We start from the raw sequence: 24,386 nt of genomic DNA, 5'->3' as shown, positions 1-24,386 counted from the left end.
GCCGGTCGCGCCACTGCAACGAGTGGCGCGACCGGCCCGTCCGGCGGAGCGCGGGGTGCGCGGCGTCAGTCGCGCGCGGCCTCCACCTGGTCCACCTCGGCGCCCGCGCGGTCGTACTTGCCGTCGAGCTTGGCGACCAGGCCGGTGACCTGGCGCGCGATGTCGGGCGCGGTGAGCCCGATCTCGGCGAGGACCTCGGCGCGGGAGGCGTGGTCGAGGAAGCGCGGCGGGATGCCGAAGTCGCGCAGCGGCACGTCGACGCCGGCGTCGCGCAGGGCCTGGGCGACGGCGGCGCCGACCCCGCCGACGCGGGAGTTGTCCTCGACGGTGACGACCACGCGGTGGCGCTCGGCGAGCGGGGCCATGGCCTCGTCGACGGGCTTGACCCAGCGGGGGTCGACGACGGTGGTGGAGATGCCCTGCTTGTCCAGGAGGTCCGCCACCTCCAGGCACATCGGCGCGAGGGCGCCGACGGAGACCAGGAGCACGTCGGGGGTCTCGGTCCCGGGGGCGCGCAGCACGTCCATGCCGCCGACGCGGCCGACGGCGGGTACGGCGGGGCCGACGGCGCCCTTGGAGAAGCGGACCACGGTCGGCGCGTCGTCCACCGCGACGGCCTCGCGGAGCTGGGCGCGGACCTGGTCGGCGTCGCGCGGGGCGGCGAGCCTGAGGCCGGGGACGACCTGGAGGATCGACATGTCCCACATGCCGTTGTGGGAGGCGCCGTCGGTGCCGGTGACGCCGGCCCGGTCGAGCACGAACGTCACGCCGCACTTGTGCAGGGCGACGTCCATGAGGACCTGGTCGAAGGCACGGTTGAGGAAGGTGGCGTACACGGCGAAGACCGGGTGGACGCCGCCGTGGGCGAGACCGGCCGCGGAGACGGCGCCGTGCTGCTCGGCGATGCCGACGTCGTAGACGCGGTCGGGGAAGGCCTTGGCGAACTTGTCCAGGCCGACCGGCTGGAGCATCGCGGCCGTGATGGCGACGACGTCCTCGCGCTCCTTGCCGAGCTCGAGCATCTCGTCGCCGAAGACGGACGTCCAGTCGGCGCCGGAGGTGGAGATGGGCAGGCCGGTGTCGGGGTGGATCTTGCCGACGGCGTGGAAGCGGTCGGCCTCGTCCTGGAGGGCGGGCTGGTAGCCGCGGCCCTTCTCGGTGAGGCAGTGCACGATCACCGGGCCGCCGAAGCGCTTGGCGCGGGTGAGGGCGGACTCCAGGGCCTCCAGGTCGTGGCCGTCGATCGGGCCGACGTACTTGAGGCCGAGGTCCTCGAACATGCCCTGGGGGGCGATGAAGTCCTTCAGGCCCTTCTTGGCGCCGTGCAGGGTGTCGTAGAGCGGGCGGCCGACGACCGGGGTGCGCTCCAGGACCTCCTTGGTGCGGGCCAGGAAGCGCTCGTAGCCGTCGGTGGTGCGCAGAGTCGCCAGGTGGTTGGCGAGACCGCCGATGGTGGGGGCGTAGGAGCGCTCGTTGTCGTTGACGACGATGACCAGGGGGCGGTCCTTGGCGGCGGCGATGTTGTTCAGCGCCTCCCAGGCCATGCCGCCGGTGAGGGCGCCGTCGCCGATGACGGCGACGACGTGGTCGTCGCGCCGCAGGACCTGGTTGGCCTTGGCGATGCCGTCGGCCCAGCCCAGCACGGTGGAGGCGTGGCTGTTCTCGATGACGTCGTGCTCGGACTCGGCCTGCGAGGGGTAGCCGGACAGGCCGCCCTTCATCTTGAGCTTCGAGAAGTCCTGGCGGCCGGTGAGCAGCTTGTGCACGTAGGACTGGTGGCCGGTGTCCCAGAGCACCTTGTCCTTCGGCGAGTCGAAGACGCGGTGCAGGGCGAGGGTGAGTTCCACCACGCCGAGGTTGGGGCCGAGGTGGCCGCCGGTCTTGGAGACGGCGTCGACGAGGAAGGTACGGATCTCCTCGGCCAGCCGATTCAGCTCTTCCAGGCTGAGCCGGTCCAGATCGCGCGGTCCCGTGATGCGGGTCAGCAGCGGCACCCGTGCCTCCTTGCAGTAGAGCTGTTGCCGGGCTCGTCGAGTCTAATGTTCCGCTCCGGCGGAACGTGTCCGGGCGGTGCGTCGTACGTCACGCGTTCGGCCTTACCCACCGGCGGGCCGTTCTACGTGTCGCCGGTCGACGCCTTCCCCGTTTCCCCCGTCTCCCCGTTTCCCCCCGTTTCCCCGTCCGCGCCGTCCGGCACACCCCCGACCGGCTTGGGGACACCTTTACCCGGGTGGTCCAGTCCGTCCGGGCGCACGGTGTCCAGGCCCGGTGACGTCCGGCCCCGCAGATTGGTCTAGTCCCATTCTGGTCCAGACCATTGCGTCCCCCAGTCCTCCGGCGATATCCCCGTACCCGGCAACACCCCAGCACAGCACGGGAATCGACGTTCCTCCCCACACACACCGGGACTGACATGAGACGCATGCGTTCCTTCCGCGCGGCCCTCACCGCGGCCGCCACCACCGTGGCCGCGGTGGGCCTCGCCCTCTCCGGCACCGGCGCCGCCGAGGCGGCGACCCCGCTGCCGGACCGGGTCTTCGCCCCGTACTTCGAGGCCTGGACCGGCGAGAGCCCGGCCGCGCTGTCCGCCCAGTCGGGTGCCAAGCACCTGACGATGGCCTTCCTCCAGACGGCCACCGCGGGCTCCTGCACGCCGTACTGGAACGGCGACACGTCGATGCCGATCGCGCAGTCGACCTTCGGTGCCGACGTCGACACCATCCAGGCGAACGGCGGCGACGTCATCCCCTCGTTCGGCGGCTACACGGCCGACACCACGGGCACCGAGATCGCCGACAGCTGCACCGACGTCCAGCAGATCGCCGCGGCCTACGAGAAGGTCATCACGACCTACGACGTCACCCGGCTCGACATGGACATCGAGATCGACTCGCTGGACAACACCGCGGGCATCGACCGCCGCAACAAGGCGATCAAGCTGGTCCAGGACTGGGCCGCCGCGAACGGCCGGACCGTCGAGATCTCCTACACGCTGCCCACCACCACCCGGGGTCTGGCGGGCAACGGCGTCGCCCTGCTCGAGAACGCCGTGAAGAACGGCACGAAGGTCGACGTCGTGAACCTCATGACGTTCGACTACTACGACAACCAGCAGCACGACATGGCCAAGGACACGCAGACGGCCACCCAGGGCCTGCACGACGTGCTGGCCCGGCTCTACCCGGCCAAGTCCTCCGCCGAGCTGTGGCACATGATCGGCGTCATCGAGATGATCGGCGTCGACGACTTCGGCCCGGCGGAGACCTTCACCCTGGCCAACGCCCGCACCGTCTACGACTGGGCCCTCAAGCAGGGCATCAACACGCTCTCCTTCTGGGCGCTCCAGCGGGACAACGGCACCTGCGCGGGCGGCGGCGCGGCCGACAACTGCTCCGGCATCCAGCAGAACACCTGGGACTTCTCGCACATCTTCGCGCCCTTCACCGGCGGCGGCACCGCCCCGGCCAACGACTTCTCCCTCTCCGCCGCCCCGGCCTCCGGCACGGTGACCGCGGGCGCCTCGGCCACCACCACGGTGAAGACCGCGGTGAAGTCGGGGACGGCGGAGACGGTGCGGTTCAGCGCGAGCGGGGTCCCGGCGGGGGTCACCGCGTCCTTCAGTCCCGCCTCGGTCACGGCGGGCGGGCAGTCGACCCTCACCCTCGCCACCACCGACCGGGCGGTCTCGGGGACGTACTCCGTCACCGTCACCGGCACCAGCGCGTCCGGCAGCCACAGCGCCACGTACTCCCTGACCGTCACCGGCGGCAACGGCAGCCAGTGCACCGCCGCCCCGTGGAGCGCGGGCGCGGTCTACACCGGCGGCCAGCAGGTCTCCCACCAGGGGCACACCTGGAAGGCCAAGTGGTGGACGACCGGCGAGGAGCCCGGGACCACCGGCCAGTGGGGCGTCTGGCAGGACCTCGGCGCCTGCTGACGACCACGAGGACCCCGCGGTAGGGCACAGCCCTGCGAACGAAGCGGTCCGCCCGCCCGCCCAGGGCTCAGCGGGGCGGGTGGACGGACCGTAGTCGGCCGTGCGGGGCGGTGCTACGCGCGGCCGGCCGTCTTCTGCGTCTTGCGGGTGATCGCGTCGATGACGACGGTCGCCAGCAGCACGCCACCGGTGATCATGTACTGGACCGGCGAGGCGATGCCCTCCAGGGCGAGGCCGTACTGGATCGAGACGATGACCATCACACCGAGCAGCGCGTCCCAGGTGCGGCCGCGGCCGCCGAACAGGGACGTGCCGCCGATCACGGCCGCGGCGATGACGTTCATCAGGAACTCGCCGGTGCCCGCGCCCTGGTTGGCCGCGGCGATCTTCGACGCCACGAACAGACCGCCGATCGCGGCGAAACCGCCGGCGATCGCGAAGACCGAGATCCGGATCAGTTCCACGTTGATGCCGGCACGGCGGGACGCCTCGACGCTGCCGCCGAGCGCGAAGATCTTGCGACCGTAGGCGGTGCGGCGCAGGACGAAGTCCGTGAGCAGCAGGAACGCCAGGAAGATCACCACGGCCAGCGGCAGGCCCTTGTACTGGTTGAAGACGATCGCCACGGCGAAGGCCAGGACCGCGAGCAGCACCGTGCGCACGATGATCTCGTTCAGCGGCCGGGAGGGGACCCCCACGGCCTCGCGGCGGCGGTTGTCGAAGAACGCGGTGAGGAAGTACCCCGCGGTCACCACGACCGCCAGGCCGTAGGCGGCGGCCACGTCGCTGAAGTAGTAGCTGGTCATCTTCACGACCACACCCTCGGAGTCGAGGTTGATCGTGCCGTTGCTGCCCAGGATCTGCAGCATGAAGCCCTGCCAGAACAGCAGGCCGGCCAGCGTCACGGCGAAGGCCGGCACACCGATGCGGGCGAAGACGAAGCCGTGGATGGCGCCGGCCACGGTGCCGGTGAGGACGGCCAGCACCAGGGCGAGCCACTCGTTCATGCCGTGGGTGACGCTGAGCACCGCGAAGGTGGCGCCCGCGACACCGCTGACCGAGCCGACCGACAGGTCGATCTCGCCGAGCAGCAGGACGAAGACGATGCCGACAGCGATCATGCCGGTGCCGACCATGGCGACCGACATGTCGGAGAAGTTGCCGGCGGTGAGGAAGTTGGAGTTCAGGCTGGTGAAGATGGCCCAGATGATCAGCAGTCCGACGACGACCGGTATGGACCCGAGGTCACCGGCCTTCATCTTCCGCTTGAACTCGCCGAGGTAGCCCGCGAGTCCCTGCTCGCGCACCAGCAGCCGCGGGTCGACCGCGGTGGCCGCGCCGGAGGCCGCGGCGGGGTTCCCGACCGCCTTGTCCTCGGCGGGGGTGGAGGTCTTGTCGATGCTCACTTCTTGATCTCCCCATTGGTGCGCGCCGCACGACGGGTCACGGCGTTCTCCGTGGCGCCGGTGATGGCGGAGATGATCTCTTCCTGCGAGGTCGACTTGACCTCGAAGATGCCGTTGTTGCGCCCGAGGCGCAGGACGGCGACCTTGTCGGCGACCGCCTTGACGTCGGCCATGTTGTGGCTGATGAGGATGACGGCGTGGCCGCGCTCGCGCAGCCGCTCCACGAGGTCGAGGACCTGCGCGGTCTGCTCGACGCCGAGGGCGGCGGTGGGCTCGTCGAGGATGACCAGCTTGGGCTCGCCGAGCATGGACCGGGCGATCGCCACCACCTGGCGCTGGCCGCCGGAGAGCGAGGCGATCGGGATGCGGACGCTGGGGATGCGGATGGACAGCGTGTCCAGCAGCTCGCGGGAGCGGCGCTCCATCTCCACCTCGTCCAGGACGCCGCGGCGGCGGATCTCCCGGCCGAGGAAGAGGTTGCCGACCACGTCGATGTTGTCGCACAGCGCGAGGTCCTGGTAGACGGTCGCGATGCCCAGGTTCTGGGCGTCGTGCGGCTTGTTGATCGTGACGGACTTTCCGTCCCACTCGATGGCGCCTTCATCGATGGGGTGCACGCCGGCGATCGTCTTGACCAGCGTGGACTTTCCGGCACCGTTGTCGCCCACCAGGGCGACCACCTCACCGGCGTGGACCTCAAGCTCGACGTCGGTGAGCGCCTGGACGGCACCGAATCGCTTGGAGACCCCGCGCAACGCCAGCACGGGCGTAGCGGACACGTGAACCATCTCCTTCGCCGCCTGACCCGGCGGGAGGTTGTGCAGAAGTTTGTTGGGGGGTGTTCCGTCCGGCGCCCCGCGTAGCTTGCGGGGCTGATGACTGCGGGGCGCCGGAGGAGCCGGGGCGGTCGGTCCGGGCCGCTCGGGCGGCGCGGGACGCGGGTCCGCTTACTTGAGGCCGATCTTGTCGCACGCGGCCTTGTACTTGGCCGTGCAGATCTCGTCCACCGTGTAGAAGCCGTCCTTGATGACGGTCTCCTTGATGTTGTCCTTGGTCAGTGCGACGACCGGGACGATGACGGTGGGAACGCCCTTGGTCGTGGCGCTGTCGACCTTGTCGTTGGCGATGGAGTCCAGCGACTCGCCCTTGGCCAGCGCGACGGCCATCTCGGCCGCGGTCTCGGCCTCCTTGGGGTAGGACTTGAAGACGCTCATGTACTGCTCACCGGTGACGATGCGCTGCACGCCCGCGAGTTCGGCGTCCTGGCCGGTGACCGGGATGTTCGTGATGCCGGCGCGCTTGAGGGCGGTGATGGAGCCGCCCGCCATGCCGTCGTTGGCCGAGTAGACGCCGTCGATCTTGTCCTTGCCGAGCGCGGAGATCGCCGCGTCCATGTTGGCGTTGGCGTTCTCCGGCTTCCACTCCTTGGTGTCGTACTCGCGGCCGATCTTCACCTTGCCGTCGAGGACGGAGTGGGCGCCCTCCTTGAACTGGGCGGCGTTCGGGTCCGTGGAGGAACCGTTCATCATGACGATCTGGCTGTCCTTGGCCTTGTCGCCCAGCGCCTTCAGGAGGGCCTCGCCCTGCGTCTTGCCGACGGTCACGTTGTCGAACGAGGTGTAGGCGTCGATCGGGCCCTCGGCCAGGCGGTCGAAGGCGACGACCTTGATGCCGGCGTCGTGGGCCTTCTTCACCGAGCCGGCGATGGCCTTGAAGTCCACCGCGTCGATGATCAGCACGTCCACCTTGTTGGTGATCATCGTCTCGACCTGCTGGTTCTGCAGGCTGGCGTCCTGCTTGGCGTTGTTGTAGACGACCTTGCCCTTGTTGTTCGTGAGCTCCTTGACCTTCTTCTCGATCATGGGCTTGTCGAACTTCTCGTACCGCGCGGTCTGGTTCTCCGGAAGGAGCAGACCGACCGTGATGTCGTCGCCCTTCTTCGCCGCCGAGTCGGACGATTCGTTGCCGTCGCCGGACTCCTTGGCGCTGCCACAGGCGGCGAGGGACACGGCCATGGCACCAGCGGCGAGGGCAACGGCGGCACGACGCATACGCGTGTTCACTTCAGAAACCTCCCTGACGAGGCCGCGACGTTGCGGCCGAGGTGGCTGGAAGTCAACTCGGCCGCACGTGCGACGTCAAGAAGTAAATCCTTAACGAGATGACAACGGTGCCATCCGTGCTCTAAGTGAAGGCAGGCGTGGCCGTCGGCAGAGCGCCGGTCGCAGATCCGTCCAACAGCGTCGAATCGCCCATCTCGCTCAGGGCCAGCGCGAGCGCCCCGAGCACCTCCGCACGGCCTCCAAGGGCCCCCGGAAGTACGGACAGTTGGCGCGCCGCGCTGGGGATGGCGTAACGCCCGACGGACTCCCTTATCGGCCCGAGCACCAGCTCCCCGGCCTCGGCGAGATCACCGCCGAGGACGACTCGGCTCGGGTTGAGCAGGTTGCAGAGGTTGGCGACTCCACTGCCGATGTGACGGCCGACGTCGGCGATCACCCGACGGCAACCGGGGTCACCGTCCCGGGCCAGCCGCACCACGCCCTCCATCGTGAGATCGGTGCCGTGGCTGGGCTGGAGGAGCGGAAGCACATAGCGTGCTGCCGCGAAGGTCTCCAGGCAACCCCGGTTTCCGCATCGGCAGACGGGACCGGCCTCGTCGAGGGTGATGTGCCCGATTTCGCCCGCCGTGCCGCCGGGTCCGCGGTAGATCTTCCCGTTGATCACCAGACCGGCGCCGACACCGCTGGCGACCTTGATGTACGCCAGGTCCCGCACGCCCCGGCCGCTGCCCCAGACCAGCTCGCCCAGGGCGCCGAGGTTGGCGTCGTTGTCCACGTGCACCGGTACGCCGAGCCGGCCCCGCAGCTCCTCGGCGGGCCGGGTGCCGCCCCAGCCGGGCAGGATCGCGGTGGAGCCCAGCGTCCCGGACTCCACGTCGATCGGGCCGGGCACGCCGAGGCCCACCCCGGCGATCTTGGCGCGGTCCACGCCGGTGGCCGCGATCAGACGGCTGACCAGTTGTTCCGCCCGGTCGAAGCCCTGGGCCGCGGACGCGTCGACGTCCAGGGGCTCGGACTCCTCGGCGAGCACCTGGTGGGCGAGGTTGCCGACGGCGACGCGCAGGTGGGTGTGGCCGAAGTCCACGCCGATGACGATCCCGGCGTCGCCGCTCAGCGAGACGCTGCGGGCCCGCCGGCCGCCCGCGGAGGTGGGCGTGACCTCGACCGTTCCGCCGTCCTTCAGCTCCCGGACGATGTTGGAGACCGTGGCCGCGGACAGGCCCGTCGTCCTCGCGATCTCCGCCTGCGTGAGCGAACCGGCGAGCCGTACCGCCCGTACGACGCGTTCCAGGTTGGCTCGGTGCAGCGACGACTGCGACCCGGGAGTCTCCACGACGACCTCCTGCGCGCGGGGCCGCTTCGATGAGGCCCCTTCCATGTGCAACTAGTGAACCCTAAGCAGAGCCGTTCGGGTCACCTACCGTCAAGAGGTTGAACGGCATCCGGGTATCCCGTGAGTGCGGCTGCGCACACACGAGCATGCCGCCCCCGGGCACCGGGAGCGGCATGCGGGTGAGGTCCCGGGGGTCCGGGACCGGGCCGGGCGCTACTTCAGCGCGCCCGCCGTGAGCCCCTGGACGACCTGGCGCTGGAAGATGATGTATGCGGCCAGCACCGGCAGCATCGCCATGACCAGGCCGGCGAACAGGCCCGACCAGTCGCCCTTGTACCCCTGGCTGACCGCCAGCTGCACCAGGCCCTGGGTGAGGACGTGCTTGTCCGGGTCCGTGTTCAGCACGGTCGGCAGCATGTACTGGTTCCACTGGCCCAGGAAGTTGAAGATCCCCACGCTGATCAGGCCGGGCTTGGCCATCGGCAGCATGACCTGGAAGAACGTCCGGGTGTGCGAGGCCCCGTCGACGAACGCGGCCTCCGCCACCGAACTGGGCAGGCTGCGGAAGAACCCGGTCAGGAAGAACACCGTGAAGGGCAGCGAATAGGCGATGTAGACCAGGATCAGCCCGTGGATGGTGTTCAGCATTCCCATGTTGTCCACGACGTAGAACAACGGGACCAGGGCGAGCATGATCGGGAAACTCATGCCGGCGATGAACAAGTAATAGATGAACCGGTTCCCCGGAAAGTCGAACCGGGCCAGGACGTAGGCCGCCATGGAACCCAGCACCAGGGTGCCGATGAGCGAACCGCCCACGACCAGGACGGTGTTGAGGAAGTAGTCGCTCATGTGCGCCTGGGACCAGGCCCGCGACCAGTTGTCGAAGTGCAGCTTGTCGGGCAGCGACCAGGGCGAGCCGAAGATGGAGGCGTCGTCCTTGAAGGAGGTCATCACCGCCCACACCAGCGGCATACCGACCATGATCGCCCAGATGACCAGGACGCCGTGGGAGAAGACGTTGAGGGTGGTGCCCTCCTTCTTCCCCTTCTTCGGTCCACCGGGGGCGGCCTGGGTCTTCAGGACGGGCGTGCCGGGCTCCGCGGGCACGGGGGCGGGGGTCTCGGTCGTCTTCATGGATCAGAACTCCAGCCGCTCGCGCCGGCCCAGCCGCGTCACGACGGCGGCGAAGGCCAGCGTGACGACGAGCAGGGCGACGCCGATGGTGGTGGCGTAGGCGGCCTGACCGTCACGGAACGCCTTCTGGTACACGTACAGGACCATGACGGTGGTCGAGTAGTCGGGTCCGCCGGGTCCGGTCGTCATGATCTGCACGACCGCGAAGGACTCGGCGCCCAGCGCGAGGATGCCCATGTAGACCCAGCCGGACTGCACGGTGTCCCACAGCAGCGGCAGGGTCACCTTGAAGAAGGTGGTGGCGCGGTTCGCCCCGTCCAGCAGCGCGGCCTCGTACAGCTCCGCCGGGATGGAGGCCATGCCCGCGGAGAAGAGCACCACGAAGAAGCCGACCGTCGACCAGACGAGCACCGCCATCACGCACCACAGGGCGATGCTGGGGTCGCCGAGCCACAGGGGCTGGACGGAGTCGAGGCCGATCCCGCGCAGCAGGGAGTTGATCGCGCCGCTGTCCGGGTTGTAGGCGAACTGGAACAGCAGGGCGACGATCGCGATGGAGAGCACCTGCGGGAAGAAGTACACGATCTTGTAGACGCCCGAGCCGCGCACGCCGGAGATGGCGGGCCCGCCGCGGCGGCGGCGTCCCCCCACGTTGATCATGAAGGCGAAGAACAGTGCCAGGCTGAGTGTCACCAACGGCACCAGCAGGGCGAAGATCACGCTGTGCTGCAACGACTTCCAGAAGATGTCGTCGTCGAGCATCCGCGAGTAGTTGTCGAAGCCGACCATCTTGAACTCGGGACTCAGCCCGGTCCAGTCCGTGAACGAGTAGTAGATGGACTGGATGAACGGCCAGATGACGAAGAGCGCGTACAGTCCCAGGGGGACCGCGAGGAACCCCACGATGAACCGGTACTTGCCGTGCTGCATTGCTACCGACCCCGATCTGCGCGCGGATGGCGCCGCCAGGGCCCGCCCGGCGCGGTGGCGCCGGACAGGCCCTGGTGACGCGTCCTCACTGGTGCTTGTAGTGCTTGATCGACGAGTCCTTGGCGGCTTCGTCCGCGTAGCCCTGGATCTTCTTGATGGTCTCGGCGGGGGTCATCCGGCCCGCCATCATCTCGCCCAGGCAGGAGACGCCGATCTTCTCCTTCTGGAGCTGCACGTACCAGTCCTGCATGCGCGGGTTCACCACGTTGTCGCCGGCCAGTTCGAGCGCCGCGACACCGGACTTGAGGCCCGGGGTCAGCTCGATGCCGTCGGTGCCGCCGTTGTAGGCGCTCAGCGACTTCACCTTGCTCGTGAAGTTCTTGGAGGACTCCTCGCTGAGCATGATGCGCAGCTGCTCCATACCGCCGGAGCCGTTGGCCGCCTTGGCGGGGACGATGAAGGGCTCGCCGCCGGAGGCCCAGATGGTGCCGAAGGGCATCTTGTCGCTGTCGTCGATGCCGGGCGGGGCGGAGACGGCGAGGCCGAAGTCGGCGGGGATGACCTTGGCCGACTCGTTCTCCACCCAGGAGCCGTTGGGGAGGAACAGGGCGTCGCCCTTGGCCCACGCGGTCTGCGACTGGATGTGGTCCAGGCCCGGGGTGCCCTTGAGGACGTAACCGCCCTTGTACAGCTCGTACCAGGCCTCGAAGACGGTCTTGACGGCCGGGTGCTTCCAGGCGTTCGGCTCGAGGTTGTCGATGGCGTCGAGCACCTCGCGGCCGCCGACCTTGGCGATCATCGGGGACATCGAGAAGGGGATGTAGTACGGGTACTTGCCGGCGTAGGTCCAGCCGGCCATGCCCTTCTTCTTGGCCTTCTTGCAGACCGCGATCATCTCGTCCCAGGTCTTGGGGTACTCCGCGTCCAGGGAGTCCAGGGCCTTCTGGGAGTACCAGTTCCCGTAGACCGTGTAGGCGTAGTACAGGATCCAGACCGGGTCGCCGTCGAACTGGCCCATCTCCACGATGCCGGGGCGCAGCGTGTCGCGGACCTTCTTGCTCGGGTCGTCGTAGGAGGGGGCGTCCAGCAGCGGGGTGAGGTCGGCGAGCTGCTTCTTGCCCACCAGGACGCCCATGTCCATCTGCTCGGCGCCGGAGTTGTCGACGAGGTCGGGCGGGTTGCCGCCGTTGAAGCGCGGCTGCAGGGTCGACTGGATCTTCTGGGTGGCGGCGAACTTCACCTTGGCCTTCGGAAAGGCCTTCTCGTACAGCTTCACGGCGTCCTCGGCGTACTCCTTGCCGAAGCCTCCGTCGAAGAGGACGAACTCCATCTGGGCGCTCTCGTTGACCGCCAGCGGGTTCTTGGCGGACTTCTCGCCCGCCTCCGCCTTCTTCTGGTCGTCGCCGCCACCGCTCGCGCAGGCGGACAGGAAGCCCATGGCGGGTACGGAGATCAGGCCGAGCGCGGCGGACCGCTTGATCAGATCGCGGCGGCCGACGCCCGTACCGTTGTTCTCGGCGGAAGTGGATCCCATGCTCAAGTCCTCGCCTTCTCCAGGACTCAGGCGGTGAACCGGATCCTCCCCGGCACCGCGATCGGGTCACGCTGGGTCGTGCTGGTTCGTGCTGGGCCGTACGGGAAACGCGGGTACTGCTGTGCAGTCACCGATGCTCTCATCGCTGTCACTGCTGTTCGGGCGCTTGGGCGGTTCCTCGTCGTGGTTCCCCCCGTATCCCCCGGTGGCCGACAGGTATAGTCCACTTTCCGCTGACGGAGCAAGATCGAATGCAAGGTTCCCGGCACGTCTTTTCCGAGTTGAGACCTCCCGGAAATATGAGTGCCCTGTGTATCGCATGCCGGAGAAATCCCCGCCACAACCCCCGAACGCCACATCCAACACCCTTGACATCACTTGCCACTTGACCCCTACTGGTCCTTGCGCAGTTGAATTGACAACGTTGTCCCCAGCGCTGGGAGGGTGGCCAGGACATGCAGTACAGAGTTCGGCACAGATGGGGTCCGGCGGTCGTGACGGCGACCGCCTTCGCTTTGGCCGTGGGCTCTCAGGGGGCGGCGGTCGCCCTGCCCGGCGCGCCCGCGAAGGCCGACCGGGAGTTCGCGTCCTCCTTCGAGGCGGGCGACCCGGCTCCGGACTGGACCGACACCGTGGACACCGGCGCGGACGGCGGCAAGCGGGCCTCCGGGGTGGACGGCGGGTTCAGCACCGGCATACCGGGCAACGTGACCGAGAAGGTCACCGGGGTGCGGGCCAGCGCCGAGAACACGGGCGGCGGGGAGGTGAAGGAGAACCTCGTCGACAACGAACCGGGCACCAAGTGGCTGACCTTCGCCCCGACCGGCTGGGTCGAGTTCGACCTGGACGCCCCGCAGAAGATCGCCAAGTACGCGCTCACCTCGGCCAACGACCACGACGAGCGCGACCCGAAGGACTGGACGCTGAAGGGCTCGGCGGACGGCGAGACCTGGCAGACGCTGGACACCCGCTCGGGGGAATCCTTCGGCGAGCGTTTCCAGACCAAGACGTACGAACTGGCGCAGACCGCCGAGTTCCGGCACTTCCGGCTGGAGATCACCCGGAACAACGGGGCCGGCGACGCCCTTCAGCTCGCCGACGTCCAACTGGCGACCGGCGACACCGAGGTCCCCGTCCCCGAGGACATGCTCACCTCCGTCGACGACGGCCCGGCGGGCTCGCCCACCGCCAAGGCGGACGCGGGCTTCACCGGCATCCACGCGCTGCGCTACGCGGGCCGCCACACCGCCGACGGCCGCGCCTACTCCTACAACAAGGTCTTCGACGTCGACGTCAAGGTCGACCGGCGCACCGAACTGTCGTACAAGATCTTCCCGTCGATGGCGGACGGCGACCTCGACTACGACGCCACGAACGTCTCCGTCGACCTCGCCTTCACCGACGGCACCTACCTGAGCGACCTCAAGGCCACCGACCAGCACGGGTTCCCGCTGACGCCGCGCGGTCAGGGCGACGCCAAGGTCCTCTACGTCAACCAGTGGAACAGCGTCGAGTCGGGCATCGGCTCGGTCGCGGCGGGCAAGACCGTCGACCGGATCCTGCTGGCGTACGACTCCCCCAAGGGCCCGGCGAAGTTCCGCGGCTGGCTGGACGACGTCGAGATCAAGCGGGCCGCGCCGGAGCGGCCCAAGGCCCACCTGTCCGACTACGCGCTCACCACCCGCGGCACCAACTCCAGCGGCAGCTTCTCGCGCGGCAACAACTTCCCCGCGACCGCCGTGCCGCACGGCTTCAACTTCTGGACGCCGGTGACCAACGCCGGTTCCCTCAGCTGGCTCTACGAGTACGCGCGCGGCAACAACGACGACAACCTGCCCACCCTGCAGGCGTTCAGCGCGAGCCACGAGCCGAGCCCGTGGATGGGCGACCGGCAGACCTTCCAGGTGATGCCCTCGGCCGCCTCCGGCACCCCGGACACCGGCCGGGAGGCCCGCGAACTGGCCTTCCGGCACGAGAACGAGACCGCCCGGCCGTACTACTACGGCGTGCGCTTCGAGAACGGCCTCAAGGCCGAGGTGACGCCGACCGACCACGCGGCGATGATGCGCTTCACCTACCCCGGTGACGACGCGAGCGTGATCTTCGACAACGTCGAGGACCAGGCCGGCCTGACCCTGGACAAGGAGAACGGCACCTTCACCGGCTACTCGGACGTCAAGTCCGGCGGCTCCACGGGCGCCACCCGCCTCTTCGTCTACGGCGAGTTCGACAGCAGGGTCACCGACGGCGACGCCGACGGAGTCAAGGGCCACCTGCGCTTCGACGCCGGCCGGGACCGCACCGTGACGCTGCGCATCGCGACCTCGCTGCTGAGCGTGGACCAGGCGAAGGACAACCTGCGCCAGGAGATCCCGCGGCGCACCTCCTTCGACAAGGTCAAGCGCGACGCCCAGAAGCAGTGGGACCGGATCCTCGGCAAGGTCGAGGTCGAGGGCGCCACGCAGGACCAGTTGACCACGCTGTACTCCAGCCTCTACCGCCTGTACCTGTACCCGAACTCGGGCCACGAGAAGGTCGACGGGAAGTACAGGTACGCCTCCCCGTTCTCCAAGGCGGTGAAGGAGGACACGCCGACCGAGACCGGCTCGAAGATCGTGGACGGCAAGGTCTACGTCAACAACGGCTTCTGGGACACGTACCGCACCACCTGGCCCGCGTACTCCTTCCTGACCCCCTCGCAGGCCGGTGAGCTGGTCGACGGCTTCGTGCAGCACTACAAGGACGGCGGCTGGACCTCGCGCTGGTCCTCCCCCGGCTACGCGGACCTGATGACCGGGACCTCCTCCGACGTGGCGTTCGCCGACGCCTACGTCAAGGGCGTCGACTTCGACGCGAAGGCGGCGTACGACGCGGCCCTCAAGAACGCCACCGTCGTGCCCCCGTCGTCCGGCGTGGGCCGCAAGGGCATGGCGACCTCCCCCTTCCTCGGCTACACCGGCAGCGAGACGCACGAGGGCCTGTCGTGGGCGCTGGAGGGCTACCTCAACGACTACGGCATCGCCAGGATGGGCGAGAAGCTCTACAAGGAGACCGGCGAGCGGCACTACAAGGAAGAGGCCGCGTACTTCCTCAACCGCGCCCAGGACTACGTGAACCTCTTCGACGCGAAGGCCGGCTTCTTCCAGGGCAAGGACGCCAAGGGCAACTGGCGCGTGGACTCCGAGAAGTACGACCCGCGCGTGTGGGGCTACGACTACACGGAGACCAACGGCTGGGGCTACGCCTTCACGGCTTCCCCACAGGGTACACCACCCGCTGACCAGCGGAAATGACGAAACCCCCGCCTCCTGGACGGGGGTTCTCTTATTCGTCGCTGGTCGCCGGCCGCTTGCGCTGTCGTCTCCGGTAGTCCCGGTTGTGCTCCGCATTCAGGGCCCGTGCCCGCTCCGGGTTGGCCTCGCGCCAGGCCCTCACCTCTTCCGCCTTGCGCTCCCGGGTGGCCTCCGGGTCCGCAGCGCGCTGTCTTTCCCGGCTCCGTGCGGCAGCACGCCGCTTGTACGCCCGGAATGCTTCTCGCTCCGCAGGAGGGAGGTCCTCCACCTTGTACCCGAGGCGCCGGAGGCGTTTGGCCTCCCGGAAGTCCATACACGTCTGGCAGTGCCCGCAGAGGTCGCAGTCAAATTCCACCCTGGTCATCCATCCAGCCTAAGCCTTGGCCAGGGCCTTGAAGGGGTCAGCCACCGGGGCATACTCACGGTTCGGTAGCAGCATGGACACCCGCACGACCTTCCCGGGGCGTGCCCGGTCCTTGTCGTCCACCACGTCCACCTCACCGATGTGCTGAGCGGCCAGGGCGCGTACCAGCGCCAGGCCCCGCCCCGTCTCCCAGTCGGTGGCAGACTCGGCGCGGGACCACCACCCGCTCCTCCAGGGGAGTTCCCCCTTGTCGTGGACCGTGAGGACCAGCCGGCGCCCCGGGTGCCAGAGCGTGAACGAGCCCGCCGGGTACGAATCCCCCGCGTGGCGCTGGACGTTCGTCACCAGCTCGCTGACCATGAGGCCCACGTCGTCCACCAGCTCCGGCACCCAGGTGAGGCGCCACTCCCCCAGCATCCAGCGCGCTGCCCGACGGCACTCGCGTACGGCCTGGGGGTCATCGATCCGGAACCCGACTGACCCCCAGCGCTGGGCATGGACCGGGCCCTGGACTAACAGGTGGGCGTTGCCCTCTTGTCTTGTCGTCATGGGGCCCAGGCTATCCACACACTCACGCTCAGGGGTAGACGTTCACCGTTATTCCTCCGGACGTGGAGGACCACGACTCCCCCGCGTTGACGGCTGTCGCTCCGTCCGTCAGCAGGGCCATTCGGAGCGGCCCCCAGTGGCTGTACAACAGCCTGGCGGCCACCTCCTGGTCCAGGCCCACCCCGACCTCCCGTAAGCCTCCCTGGAGGTGACCCACGGCCTCCTCCAGCGTGTCCGCTGATGTCTCTCCGGCGCCGTGGCCGGCGACCACCCACGTGAGTTTCATGCGCTAGAGGCTACTGGCACCAAGTGCGGCCGGCGGTGGGGCGGGAAAGGGACGAGAGGTTCACCCGCGTGGAGTGCGGCGCCCACCACCACCTCCTGAGGCAGCTCCTGAGGCGGGGGCCAACTGATGAGCGGCCGGCCCCGGGGAATGAACTTGCGCTGGTCCCAGGACCAGCACAGGCCGTAAACACCCAGCAAACGCCCAGTAAACAACCCCCGGGCCACAAGGCGGAATTCAGTCACGTGGGCCTTGATCAGCATGCAGCCCACTGCGGCCCCGTAGGCCAGGAAAATACGGTGAAGCTCCCCCATTGTGTACACATACTCGTCACTCGCTGCGGGTACCTCCAGCGCTCTCCAGGAGGTTGCAGCACCAGGCCCCGGCGGTCTCTCCAGTGACTCCACCGTGATACGCACGGTGGGTGTGTCCAGTTTTGGGAATATGCGGGCCATAACTACCTCCCCCACGGATGGTTCACCAGGTGATATGTGTCACCGGTAATCGGACCCTCTCATACCGATTACGGCCACGTAACCCCCTGGATTACCGCTGAGTGACTACTCAAACACGCCACGGCGGAATCGTTCGCTCACGCGTTCGAACGGCCATCCTCTCTCGAACGCCCGTACGAGTCCACCCCCGTTTACTGACGGGTCGTCAGATGAGTGGGCACAAGAAAGACCACCACCTCACGTGAGGTGGTGGTCTGGTGGAGTCCCGCCGGGGATTCGAACCCCGCGCCCCTGGTGCTGGGGGCACCGCCTGGGGCTTGCCTACACGGGACGTGGCCCCGGAGGGCTACTGCGCTACCTCCTTGTACCCGTCGGCCACGAGGGCCTCAACGGTCTCCTTGACGAACGCGGACGCCTCCTCGGTGGTGGCAAACCGGGTGGTCGTGACCTCCGGGTCCTCCGCGCCGGGCTCCCAGTCGCTGGCCGTGACCAGGGCGCCGGAGCCCTCCGTGGCGACCTCCAGGCGGAACCGGTAGCCCTCGTTGTCGCGCAGGGTCACGACCGTACGCTTCTGGGCTTTCTGCCAGGTCTCCACGATGCGGACATCCCGGAACTTGAACCGCAGCATGTCACGCAGGGAAACCAAGCCGGGCCCATACTGGCACACCGGGCCACCGTCCACCCGGTAGTTGTACGACCATCGCCACGCGGGGCCGGGGCGCGCAACCTCCGGGTACAGCTTGTGTCGAGTGATTGTCACTGTCACGGGCGTGGGTTCCACGGCCTCCTCCTGCACCTCCGGGAACTCCAGCTCCGCACCCGGGTACTGGTCGGCCACGTCGCGCATGACCTGGAGCTGCGCCTCCTTGTTGTGGCGCACCACCTTGGAGCCGGCGGGGCGGGTGAAGAGGTACCGGCCGCTGCGGATGAACACGTGGCCTCGCATGCGCGACTGGTGCGCGTCCGCCGTGACTCGGAACCAGAGGCCGTTCGGTTCCGGCCGGATGTGGTCGCCCTTCCTGATGTCCACGGCCGGTACGGCCATGCGATCCGCCATGAGGTTCACGTACGCGTCCGCAGCCTCACGGCCGGCCTCGCCCTTGGCGAACCTGATGCCCTTGGGGGTGGTCAACTCCTGGGTCTCCACCGGTTCCTCCTCCATGTGAGCCTGTTCGTCGTCCTGGGCCGCCAGGTCCGCCTCCGCCTGGCGTTCGTTGGCCAATTCCACGCGCATCATGTGGTACGTGGCCAGCGCCACCGTGTACCACTCCTCCGACGCGTCAGAGAACCCCCGCTCCACGGATGTGTCATCCGCGTTTTCGCACGCTGCCACGACGGCCTCCTGGTCCACGTCCTCACGGTGCTCCTGACCATCCGCCGTGCACATGGTGGCGAACCACTCATCACGGGCGGGGGTCTCGGACACCGGCGCCTTGGGGACATCCACACCCAGGGCCTCCGCAACGGACCACCCGGCCTCCGTGAGGGCAAACCAACCGTCCTCACGGGGGGCAATGAGGCCACGGCGTGCCAGGGCTCCGTGTGTACCCCCACCCCTGCCGAGGTTGCGCCGGCCGATCCCGCCGGTTGAGTTCTTGGCGGCCCCCTTGATGGCGACCTCCATGCGCGGCGTGAGGCTTGCCACCAGACTCGCAACCATGTCCGCCATACCCGTCTCCCCTTGTCTCCCCCGCCCCGCTGGGCGGAGCCTCAGACTATACGTGCCCACGGCGCTGGTCAAGCCACCTACTCACGCAAACGCAAGAGGCCCCCACCTCCTCACGTGAGTAGGTGGGGGCCGAGCGGGTCACTCGCTGGTGGACTCCGACGGTTCCGCGTACCGGGTACACACGGTTACGGTGGAGAACCCGGGGACCACCTTGCCGTTCACGATGGTCGTCGTCTGGACCATCTGGGTGTCGTAGTCCAGGCACTCCGGGCCGTCGTCGCAGCCGGCCAGCACGGCCATGGCGGCCAGCATCACGGCGGACGCTGCGGCGCCATGGCGGAAGTAGTTGGTGGTCGTGGTGGGCTTTCTCATCGGGTGGTGACCTCCAGGTAACGCGGTAGGTGGTTCGAGGTGGCGACCTCCACCCCAAGGATGAGGTGGAGGCCCGCACAGTGAGAGGGTGTTACCCAGCGGTCACCTCCGGGACTGGCGACCGGTCGGGGACTCCCCGTACATCCGCCGGAAGCCGTCCGACTTGGAGAGTCCCATGCCCGCCCACATCTTGTCCTCCGCCTCCTTGGCGGCCTCCAAGAGCGTGTCCCGGCTCTCCCGACCTCGCTGCGCGATCTGGACCAGCGCGGTACCCAGCGCCTGGAGTTCCGCCAGGGTCAGCTTGGCGTCCGTGTGGTTCGGCACGGCCAGGGTTACCTTGCCGTTCACCTCCCGCACGAGGATGCGCTGGCCGCCGTGGGTGGTCATCTCCAGTTCGGTGATGTCGTTGATGTTGAGCATGGTCTCTCTCCTTGGTGTGACAGTCATCGGCGAGCCCAGGACCATCATGCGACCCGTGGGGCTCCACTCCGTTGGCTCCGGGGGGTCGGCCAGCACGGCCAGCGGCACCCCGGTTTCGGCGGCCATGTCAGCCACCATCTTGTTGACTGCGTCCTGTAGTCCAGGCGGGCAGTAGGTCATCGGGCGGGACCCGGGGTAGTACTTGCTCCGGATCCCGTCCCCCAGCCGGCGCGCGTCGCTCACGGCGCCGGGACCTCCTCCAGGTCGGCCACCATCTCCTCCGCCTCCCGGACGGAGCGGTACAGCGTGGCGATGGAGTCACCGTCCCGGGTGCGGAGGTGGAGGTCCGCCACCTTCTTGTCCACGCCCTGGAGGATGGTGACCTCCACCGTGCCACCACTCTCCAGCTTGTACGTCTTGCGGCCCATTGTGAATCCCTCTCCTTGGTGTGACGTGTGTTCGGGGGTCAGCGGCTCAATTGGCCGGGTACAGAACGTCCACCGGGAGCGAGTCCCGGAGCTGCTGGATGCCCTTGCGCCACGCGTCGTTCACCTCGGTGGCCGTGGGGAGGATGCCCTCCCCCTTCAGTCCCCGGTCCCGGGCCAGCCGGCGGATGTCATCGGTGGGCATCTCCAGGTCCGACCCCTGGCCGAACTCCGAACGGATGCGGAGGACGCCCTGGCGGAAGTCGGACAGCGAGCCGAACACCGCCCGGAACACGGTGAGTCGGATGTGGCGCTGGCGGGCGTGCCGGTCGTTGGCCTCCAGGAGGTCCTCCGGGACGTCGTAGGGGACCAGCTCCGCCAGGGTGTCCCCCAGCGTCGTGGAGCCGTCCTCAGAGCCCGGGAGGGGGGCGTCCAGGCTCTTGGCGCCCTGGTACGCCAACTTGGCCGCCTGAGCCCGGTCCGGGGACAGCCGGCGCCCCTTCTCCGGCAGGGTGGTGCAGAGCTGGGCCGCCTGGTCCAGGTTCGGCTCCTTAAGGGTCCGGAGGCACTGGACGAACACCCGGAGGGCATCCAGGTCTGCACCCGGGTTCACCGTGCGCTGGAGGCACTCATGGATGGCGCCACGGATGCGCTGGAAGAGGAACGTCTCCACGGCTGCGCCGGAGTGGTGGTCGGCGTCGTACCGGCTGATGGCCTCCCAGAGCGCCAGGCGCCCCTCCGCCTCCAACTCCTCCTTGAGGGTGGCCACGTGGAGGTGGCCCTTGCCGCCCTTGTTCGCGGCCTCCAGGGCCAGTGAGGCGATGATCCGGTCCGTTGCCGCCGTGACGGCCTGGACGGCCTCCAGGTCGCCGTTCTTCGCGTTCGTGATCGTGTCGGCGGTAAGCGCCATGAGTCTCTCCCGTGTCCGTGTGTGGCCAGTGATCTGGTGTCAGCGGCCCGGACAAGGGCGAGAGTTGGCAGCGCGCAGCGTGAGCTAAGGGCGTGCCAGGGCATAGGGAACCAAGCCCTGATCCGGACCCAACCGCTCACGGCGTGCGCACGCCGTGATCTGTTGATGAAGGGATAGGACCACCCGTGAGTAGGTGGACACAACCCCGATTCACACGTGAGACGTGGGGGCGAGTGTGATGGATGCGTGAAGAATCCAAGGCGTGACGCGGGTTCCGCCTTGCGAACGATGGAGGGATCAGTTCCAGGCGGGCCGTTACCTTCGGTTCACTGGTCAACTACCTTCGGAAGCCTGTTCGGCCCTCTCGCTAAAGAATCTTGGAAACGTGACGCACCCCACCACCACCTCACGTGAGGAGGTGACCCCTCCGTAACCGGCTGGTCACGGAGGGGTCGTCACACGTCCTTCACAAGTAGGGGTCAGACATCCGCGCCGTATAGCGAGCCCCACGAACGCTTACCGATCTCCGCATCGGCGGCCACGGGGACGCCGAAGAGGTCGAACGTCATGCACTCCTTGATGGCGCGGGCCACGTCCTCCGCGTCCTCCTTGGGAGCGGACGCCAGGACCTCATCGTGGATCGGAAGCCGGAGGTACTCCATGAGCCCCCGCTCCTTCATGTCAATGAGGGCCTGGCCCAGGCAGTCACGGGCAGCGCTCTGGCACTGGTAGTTGACCACGGCGTACGCACGGTCCCGGTCAAGCGGGAGCTGCCGGCCGGTGGCCGACACCGTGACCATTCGGTTGGCGTACGCCTCACGCTGCCAGCGAGCGGACGCCCGCTTGATCTCCGGGTATACCCGGTCGTACGCCCGGATGGCCCGCTGGACGTCCTCCATGGGGGCGCCTGTCTGCCGGGCGATAGTGGTCGCGCCACCGCCGTACACCTTGCCGAACCCCACGCCCTTGCACAGCTTCCGGTGCTTTGGGGTGAAGTCGTCCCCGAACACCAGGCGGGCCGTGTACTCGTGGAGGTCCTCCCCCGCCAGGATGGCCCGCTTCATCTGCTTGACGTCGGCCAGCGCGGCCAGGACGCGCATTTCGATGGCAGCAAAGTCGGTGGAGATCATGACTCCACCCTCCTCCGCCAGGAGGGCACGTCGGATCATCTGGTCACTGGAGGGGAGGGTCTGGAGCGCCGGCCGAGTCACGGACATCCGGCCCGTGCGCGCCTGGAGTGAGTTGATTACCGGGTGAACCCTGCCGTCAGGGTCCACGGTCTCCAGGAACGTGTCCGCGTAGGTCTTGCGCCACTTGCCGGCCCGCTTGGAGCGGATGACGGCCTCCGCCAGGGGGTTGGGCTTGCGGACATTCGCCCTGGTGCCGTCCTTGACGTCCAGGTCCGCCAGGAAGAACAGGACGTTCTTGTCCAGCTTGTAGGCCCCGCTGGGAGTCATCTCCGGCGCCGTGGCGCCCGGGAGGATGAGGTCCTCCCCCATGCCCAGGAGGGCCTCCGCAATCTGCTTGGGGGCGTTCACGCTGGTCACTCCGTAGCGCTGGGCCACGGCCAGGTACCGGTCCTCCACCTCCGTGAGCTTCCCGGAGAGGGTCTCGGCGTACTCCCGGTCCAGGACCATCCCCTTCCGCGTCATCTCAGCGCAGATGTGGAGGAGTTCGTGTTCGTAGTCCACCAGGACCTGGCGGACGCCCACCGTGCTGAGCGCCTCCTCCAGCCTGGGGTACAGGCGGGCCGTGAGGATGACGTCCAGGCCGGCGTACAGGTTGTAGGTGGGGTGGTCCAGCGGAATACCGGCCCACCCGGTGGCCTTGGTGAGGCCCAGCGAGCGGAAAACCGCCGTGAGGTCGCCCTGGGTGTCCGGCGCCGTGGGGTCGATGTAGAACGCGCTGAGCGGCTTCAGCGACGCCCCGATGCCGCCCTCTTGAGGTTGCCGGGGGTCCACCAGCTTGGCCATAACCTGGGTGTCACGGGTACGGCCCACCAGGTACTCCAGCCGGAGGCCAGCATGGCGGCACAGCACCATCCAGTCATACGGGGCGTTGTGAATGTACAGGCGCCGGCGCCAGCGGCGGAAGAACTCCACCACGGCCTCCACAAACCGGCCTCCACGCTCCCAGTGGATGACCCAGGCAGTGTTCCGGTCGCCGAACTGGACCGTGCGGAGCCGGTGGCCGTCGGAGAACACGTCCAGGCCCGTGGTCTCCGTGTCCAGGGCCACGTCCCCGTTGCTGTGTACCCACCAGTCCTTAAAGTGGACCAGATCACCGGGGGTCTCCGGCACGAACACCGTTACGTTGTCACCAGCGACGGCATGGCGGTACGTGCGCATTGGCTCTCCCTACGCGAAAGGGCCACCCCCTGGTGTAGGAGGTGGCCCTTGGTGGTCTGGTGTGTCAGGCGTTGAGGAACTGCCGGAGGACGCACTCCGTGTACGCCGGCGGTATGGCCTCCGTGAGTTCCTCGCGTACGTCGGTCCAGCGGATATCCATGGCGTCCTGCATTTCCACCACGGTCCCCTTGCCCCCCCCATTGCCGTACGCGGCGACGTATGGGCCGTCACGCCACACCCCGTGTCGCCAGCCGCGCACCGGTCCACGGTGCTTGACGTGTTCCGGAGCGGGGGCGGACCAGTTGACCAGTTCGAACTTGCGGTGACGGATGACGCCCAGGCCGAACATCTCCCCGCACAACACCATGTCCGGTCGACTACTGGGGTTTTCGATGCTCCCCGGCACGCCGGAGGCGTACATGAGGTCCCGGACCTCCGGGTACAGGTCAACGTATCGGCCCGCCAACTTGGCGTTCGTCCCCTTGGTCAGCGTGCACTTGGCCTGGCACGGCGGGGAGGCGTGGATAAAGTCGAACGTACGGAGGTACGCTACGTCTCGGAGGACCTCCAGCGCGTCCCCCTGGCGGAACGCGAACGGATACCGGGGCCGGTCCACGATGTCCCACCCCTCCACGTAGTCCGCGCCAGCATCACGGAACCCCACCCCGGCTCCCCCAGAGCAACAGCAGAGGTCCAGAACTCGAATGCCCATGTCTCTCCTCATGAGTCGGGCCACCACCTCACGTGAGGTGGTGGCCCTTGGTGGTCTGGTGTTACGGGTCTAGCTGAAGTGGCCGGAGTCCTTGGCGATGAGCGTCACGGTCCCGTGCTCAGCGGACACGTGGACCTGTTCGACGTCGTACACGGCTCCGTAATCGTCCTGGAGGACCACCGTTGCCAGGTCCCCGGACTCCTCGCTAGCCGTCTCAAGGACGTGGATAAGTTCGCTGATGTCCAT

At 68.2% G+C, this 24,386-nt stretch carries 19 protein-coding genes and 1 pseudogene; 2 read left to right on the top strand and 18 right to left on the bottom strand.

Annotated elements, in window-relative coordinates; all coding sequences use genetic code 11:
- Nucleotides 1-65 precede the first annotated feature (65 nt).
- Nucleotides 66-1,994, bottom strand: a complete 1,929-nt coding sequence (dxs, locus tag Sdi02f_RS32530) for a 1-deoxy-D-xylulose-5-phosphate synthase (RefSeq protein WP_030404406.1) — start codon at nt 1,992-1,994, stop codon at nt 66-68.
- A gap of 419 nt (nt 1,995-2,413) precedes the next feature.
- On the opposite strand from dxs, the gene Sdi02f_RS32520 reads away from it, so the two are divergent.
- Nucleotides 2,414-3,937, top strand: coding sequence for a chitinase (locus Sdi02f_RS32520; RefSeq protein WP_053664834.1), 1,524 nt, complete (start codon nt 2,414-2,416; stop codon nt 3,935-3,937).
- A 113-nt stretch (nt 3,938-4,050) separates the two neighbouring features.
- Here Sdi02f_RS32520 and Sdi02f_RS32515 read toward each other — a convergent pair whose 3' ends face one another.
- The 7 genes from Sdi02f_RS32515 to ngcE all read right to left on the bottom strand — a co-directional run bounded on the left by Sdi02f_RS32515 (nt 4,051) and on the right by ngcE (nt 12,340).
- A complete protein-coding gene (locus tag Sdi02f_RS32515; RefSeq protein WP_030404408.1) occupies nt 4,051-5,343 on the bottom strand; it encodes a sugar ABC transporter permease in 1,293 nt (430 codons plus the stop codon).
- A complete protein-coding gene (locus Sdi02f_RS32510) occupies nt 5,340-6,131 on the bottom strand; it encodes an ATP-binding cassette domain-containing protein (RefSeq protein ID WP_030404409.1) in 792 nt (263 codons plus the stop codon). The genes Sdi02f_RS32515 and Sdi02f_RS32510 overlap by 4 nt, the downstream gene beginning before the upstream one ends.
- 159 nt (nt 6,132-6,290) lie before the next feature.
- Nucleotides 6,291-7,394 carry an ABC transporter substrate-binding protein gene (locus Sdi02f_RS32505; RefSeq protein ID WP_030404410.1) on the bottom strand — a complete coding sequence of 368 codons (1,104 nt, stop codon included), beginning with the start codon at nt 7,392-7,394 and terminating at the stop codon, nt 6,291-6,293.
- Between the two features lie 133 nt (nt 7,395-7,527).
- A complete protein-coding gene (locus Sdi02f_RS32500) occupies nt 7,528-8,739 on the bottom strand; it encodes an ROK family transcriptional regulator (protein ID WP_030404411.1) in 1,212 nt (403 codons plus the stop codon).
- Nucleotides 8,740-8,952: 213 nt separating this feature from the next.
- The gene (locus Sdi02f_RS32495; RefSeq protein WP_030404412.1) at nt 8,953-9,876 is read right to left on the bottom strand and encodes a carbohydrate ABC transporter permease; all 924 of its coding nucleotides are present in this window, start codon (nt 9,874-9,876) and stop codon (nt 8,953-8,955) included.
- Nucleotides 9,877-9,879: 3 nt separating this feature from the next.
- Nucleotides 9,880-10,806, bottom strand: coding sequence for a carbohydrate ABC transporter permease (locus Sdi02f_RS32490; protein ID WP_108934518.1), 927 nt, complete (start codon nt 10,804-10,806; stop codon nt 9,880-9,882).
- Nucleotides 10,807-10,891: 85 nt separating this feature from the next.
- Nucleotides 10,892-12,340, bottom strand: coding sequence for an N-acetylglucosamine/diacetylchitobiose ABC transporter substrate-binding protein (gene ngcE, locus Sdi02f_RS32485; protein ID WP_030404414.1), 1,449 nt, complete (start codon nt 12,338-12,340; stop codon nt 10,892-10,894).
- Nucleotides 12,341-12,795: 455 nt separating this feature from the next.
- On the opposite strand from ngcE, the pseudogene Sdi02f_RS32480 reads away from it, so the two are divergent.
- Nucleotides 12,796-15,594, top strand: a pseudogene (locus Sdi02f_RS32480) (GH92 family glycosyl hydrolase); the annotation flags it as partial.
- Nucleotides 15,595-16,006: 412 nt separating this feature from the next.
- Here Sdi02f_RS32480 and Sdi02f_RS32470 read toward each other — a convergent pair.
- The 10 genes from Sdi02f_RS32470 to Sdi02f_RS35740 form a co-directional block, all read right to left on the bottom strand.
- On the bottom strand, nt 16,007-16,546 hold the full coding sequence (locus tag Sdi02f_RS32470) for an ATP-binding protein (RefSeq protein ID WP_108934573.1): 540 nt from the start codon (nt 16,544-16,546) through the stop codon (nt 16,007-16,009).
- Between the two features lie 28 nt (nt 16,547-16,574).
- Nucleotides 16,575-16,832: a hypothetical protein gene (locus Sdi02f_RS32465; RefSeq protein ID WP_159107684.1), complete on the bottom strand. Its 258-nt coding sequence runs from the start codon at nt 16,830-16,832 to the stop codon at nt 16,575-16,577.
- 798 nt (nt 16,833-17,630) lie between these two features.
- On the bottom strand, nt 17,631-18,953 hold the full coding sequence (locus tag Sdi02f_RS32455; RefSeq protein WP_108934514.1) for a hypothetical protein: 1,323 nt from the start codon (nt 18,951-18,953) through the stop codon (nt 17,631-17,633).
- Nucleotides 18,954-19,091: 138 nt separating this feature from the next.
- Entirely contained in the window at nt 19,092-19,325 is a 234-nt protein-coding gene (locus tag Sdi02f_RS32450) for a hypothetical protein (protein ID WP_108934513.1), read from the bottom strand.
- 102 nt (nt 19,326-19,427) lie between these two features.
- The gene (locus Sdi02f_RS32445) at nt 19,428-19,871 is read right to left on the bottom strand and encodes a hypothetical protein (protein WP_159107683.1); all 444 of its coding nucleotides are present in this window, start codon (nt 19,869-19,871) and stop codon (nt 19,428-19,430) included.
- A gap of 113 nt (nt 19,872-19,984) precedes the next feature.
- Nucleotides 19,985-20,173: a hypothetical protein gene (locus Sdi02f_RS32440; RefSeq protein ID WP_108934511.1), complete on the bottom strand. Its 189-nt coding sequence runs from the start codon at nt 20,171-20,173 to the stop codon at nt 19,985-19,987.
- Between the two features lie 46 nt (nt 20,174-20,219).
- The gene (locus Sdi02f_RS32435; protein ID WP_108934510.1) at nt 20,220-21,080 is read right to left on the bottom strand and encodes a sigma-70 family RNA polymerase sigma factor; all 861 of its coding nucleotides are present in this window, start codon (nt 21,078-21,080) and stop codon (nt 20,220-20,222) included.
- Between the two features lie 479 nt (nt 21,081-21,559).
- Nucleotides 21,560-23,317 (bottom strand): DNA polymerase, encoded by a 1,758-nt coding sequence (locus Sdi02f_RS32430; protein ID WP_245962260.1) that lies wholly within the window; start codon nt 23,315-23,317, stop codon nt 21,560-21,562.
- A 175-nt stretch (nt 23,318-23,492) separates the two neighbouring features.
- Entirely contained in the window at nt 23,493-24,152 is a 660-nt protein-coding gene (locus Sdi02f_RS32425) for a DNA cytosine methyltransferase (RefSeq protein ID WP_108934508.1), read from the bottom strand.
- 57 nt (nt 24,153-24,209) lie between these two features.
- Nucleotides 24,210-24,386, bottom strand: a complete 177-nt coding sequence (locus Sdi02f_RS35740) for a hypothetical protein (RefSeq protein WP_159107682.1) — start codon at nt 24,384-24,386, stop codon at nt 24,210-24,212.

Source organism: Streptomyces ardesiacus (genome assembly GCF_003112575.1).
In the GTDB taxonomy this organism is placed as follows: domain Bacteria; phylum Actinomycetota; class Actinomycetes; order Streptomycetales; family Streptomycetaceae; genus Streptomyces; species Streptomyces ardesiacus.
Note: the sequence above shows the minus strand (reverse complement) of the source record. Positions and strands in the feature narration are given on the sequence as shown.

Excerpts from the sequence above, each read along its gene's own strand:
- Sdi02f_RS32470 (WP_108934573.1), bottom strand. The coding sequence starts at position 16,546 with ATGACGACAAGACAAGAGGGCAACGCCCACCTGTTAGTCCAGGGCCCG.
- Sdi02f_RS32455 (WP_108934514.1), bottom strand. The coding sequence starts at position 18,953 with ATGGCGGACATGGTTGCGAGTCTGGTGGCAAGCCTCACGCCGCGCATG.
- Sdi02f_RS32450 (WP_108934513.1), bottom strand. The coding sequence starts at position 19,325 with ATGAGAAAGCCCACCACGACCACCAACTACTTCCGCCATGGCGCCGCA.
- Sdi02f_RS32520 (WP_053664834.1), top strand. The coding sequence starts at position 2,414 with ATGAGACGCATGCGTTCCTTCCGCGCGGCCCTCACCGCGGCCGCCACC.
- ngcE (WP_030404414.1), bottom strand. The coding sequence starts at position 12,340 with ATGGGATCCACTTCCGCCGAGAACAACGGTACGGGCGTCGGCCGCCGC.
- Sdi02f_RS32490 (WP_108934518.1), bottom strand. The coding sequence starts at position 10,806 with ATGCAGCACGGCAAGTACCGGTTCATCGTGGGGTTCCTCGCGGTCCCC.
- Sdi02f_RS32510 (WP_030404409.1), bottom strand. The coding sequence starts at position 6,131 with ATGGTTCACGTGTCCGCTACGCCCGTGCTGGCGTTGCGCGGGGTCTCC.
- Sdi02f_RS35740 (WP_159107682.1), bottom strand. The coding sequence starts at position 24,386 with ATGGACATCAGCGAACTTATCCACGTCCTTGAGACGGCTAGCGAGGAG.
- Sdi02f_RS32495 (WP_030404412.1), bottom strand. The coding sequence starts at position 9,876 with ATGAAGACGACCGAGACCCCCGCCCCCGTGCCCGCGGAGCCCGGCACG.
- Sdi02f_RS32505 (WP_030404410.1), bottom strand. The coding sequence starts at position 7,394 with ATGCGTCGTGCCGCCGTTGCCCTCGCCGCTGGTGCCATGGCCGTGTCC.
- Sdi02f_RS32445 (WP_159107683.1), bottom strand. The coding sequence starts at position 19,871 with ATGGCCGCCGAAACCGGGGTGCCGCTGGCCGTGCTGGCCGACCCCCCG.
- Sdi02f_RS32440 (WP_108934511.1), bottom strand. The coding sequence starts at position 20,173 with ATGGGCCGCAAGACGTACAAGCTGGAGAGTGGTGGCACGGTGGAGGTC.
- Sdi02f_RS32465 (WP_159107684.1), bottom strand. The coding sequence starts at position 16,832 with ATGAAACTCACGTGGGTGGTCGCCGGCCACGGCGCCGGAGAGACATCA.
- Sdi02f_RS32425 (WP_108934508.1), bottom strand. The coding sequence starts at position 24,152 with ATGAGGAGAGACATGGGCATTCGAGTTCTGGACCTCTGCTGTTGCTCT.
- Sdi02f_RS32435 (WP_108934510.1), bottom strand. The coding sequence starts at position 21,080 with ATGGCGCTTACCGCCGACACGATCACGAACGCGAAGAACGGCGACCTG.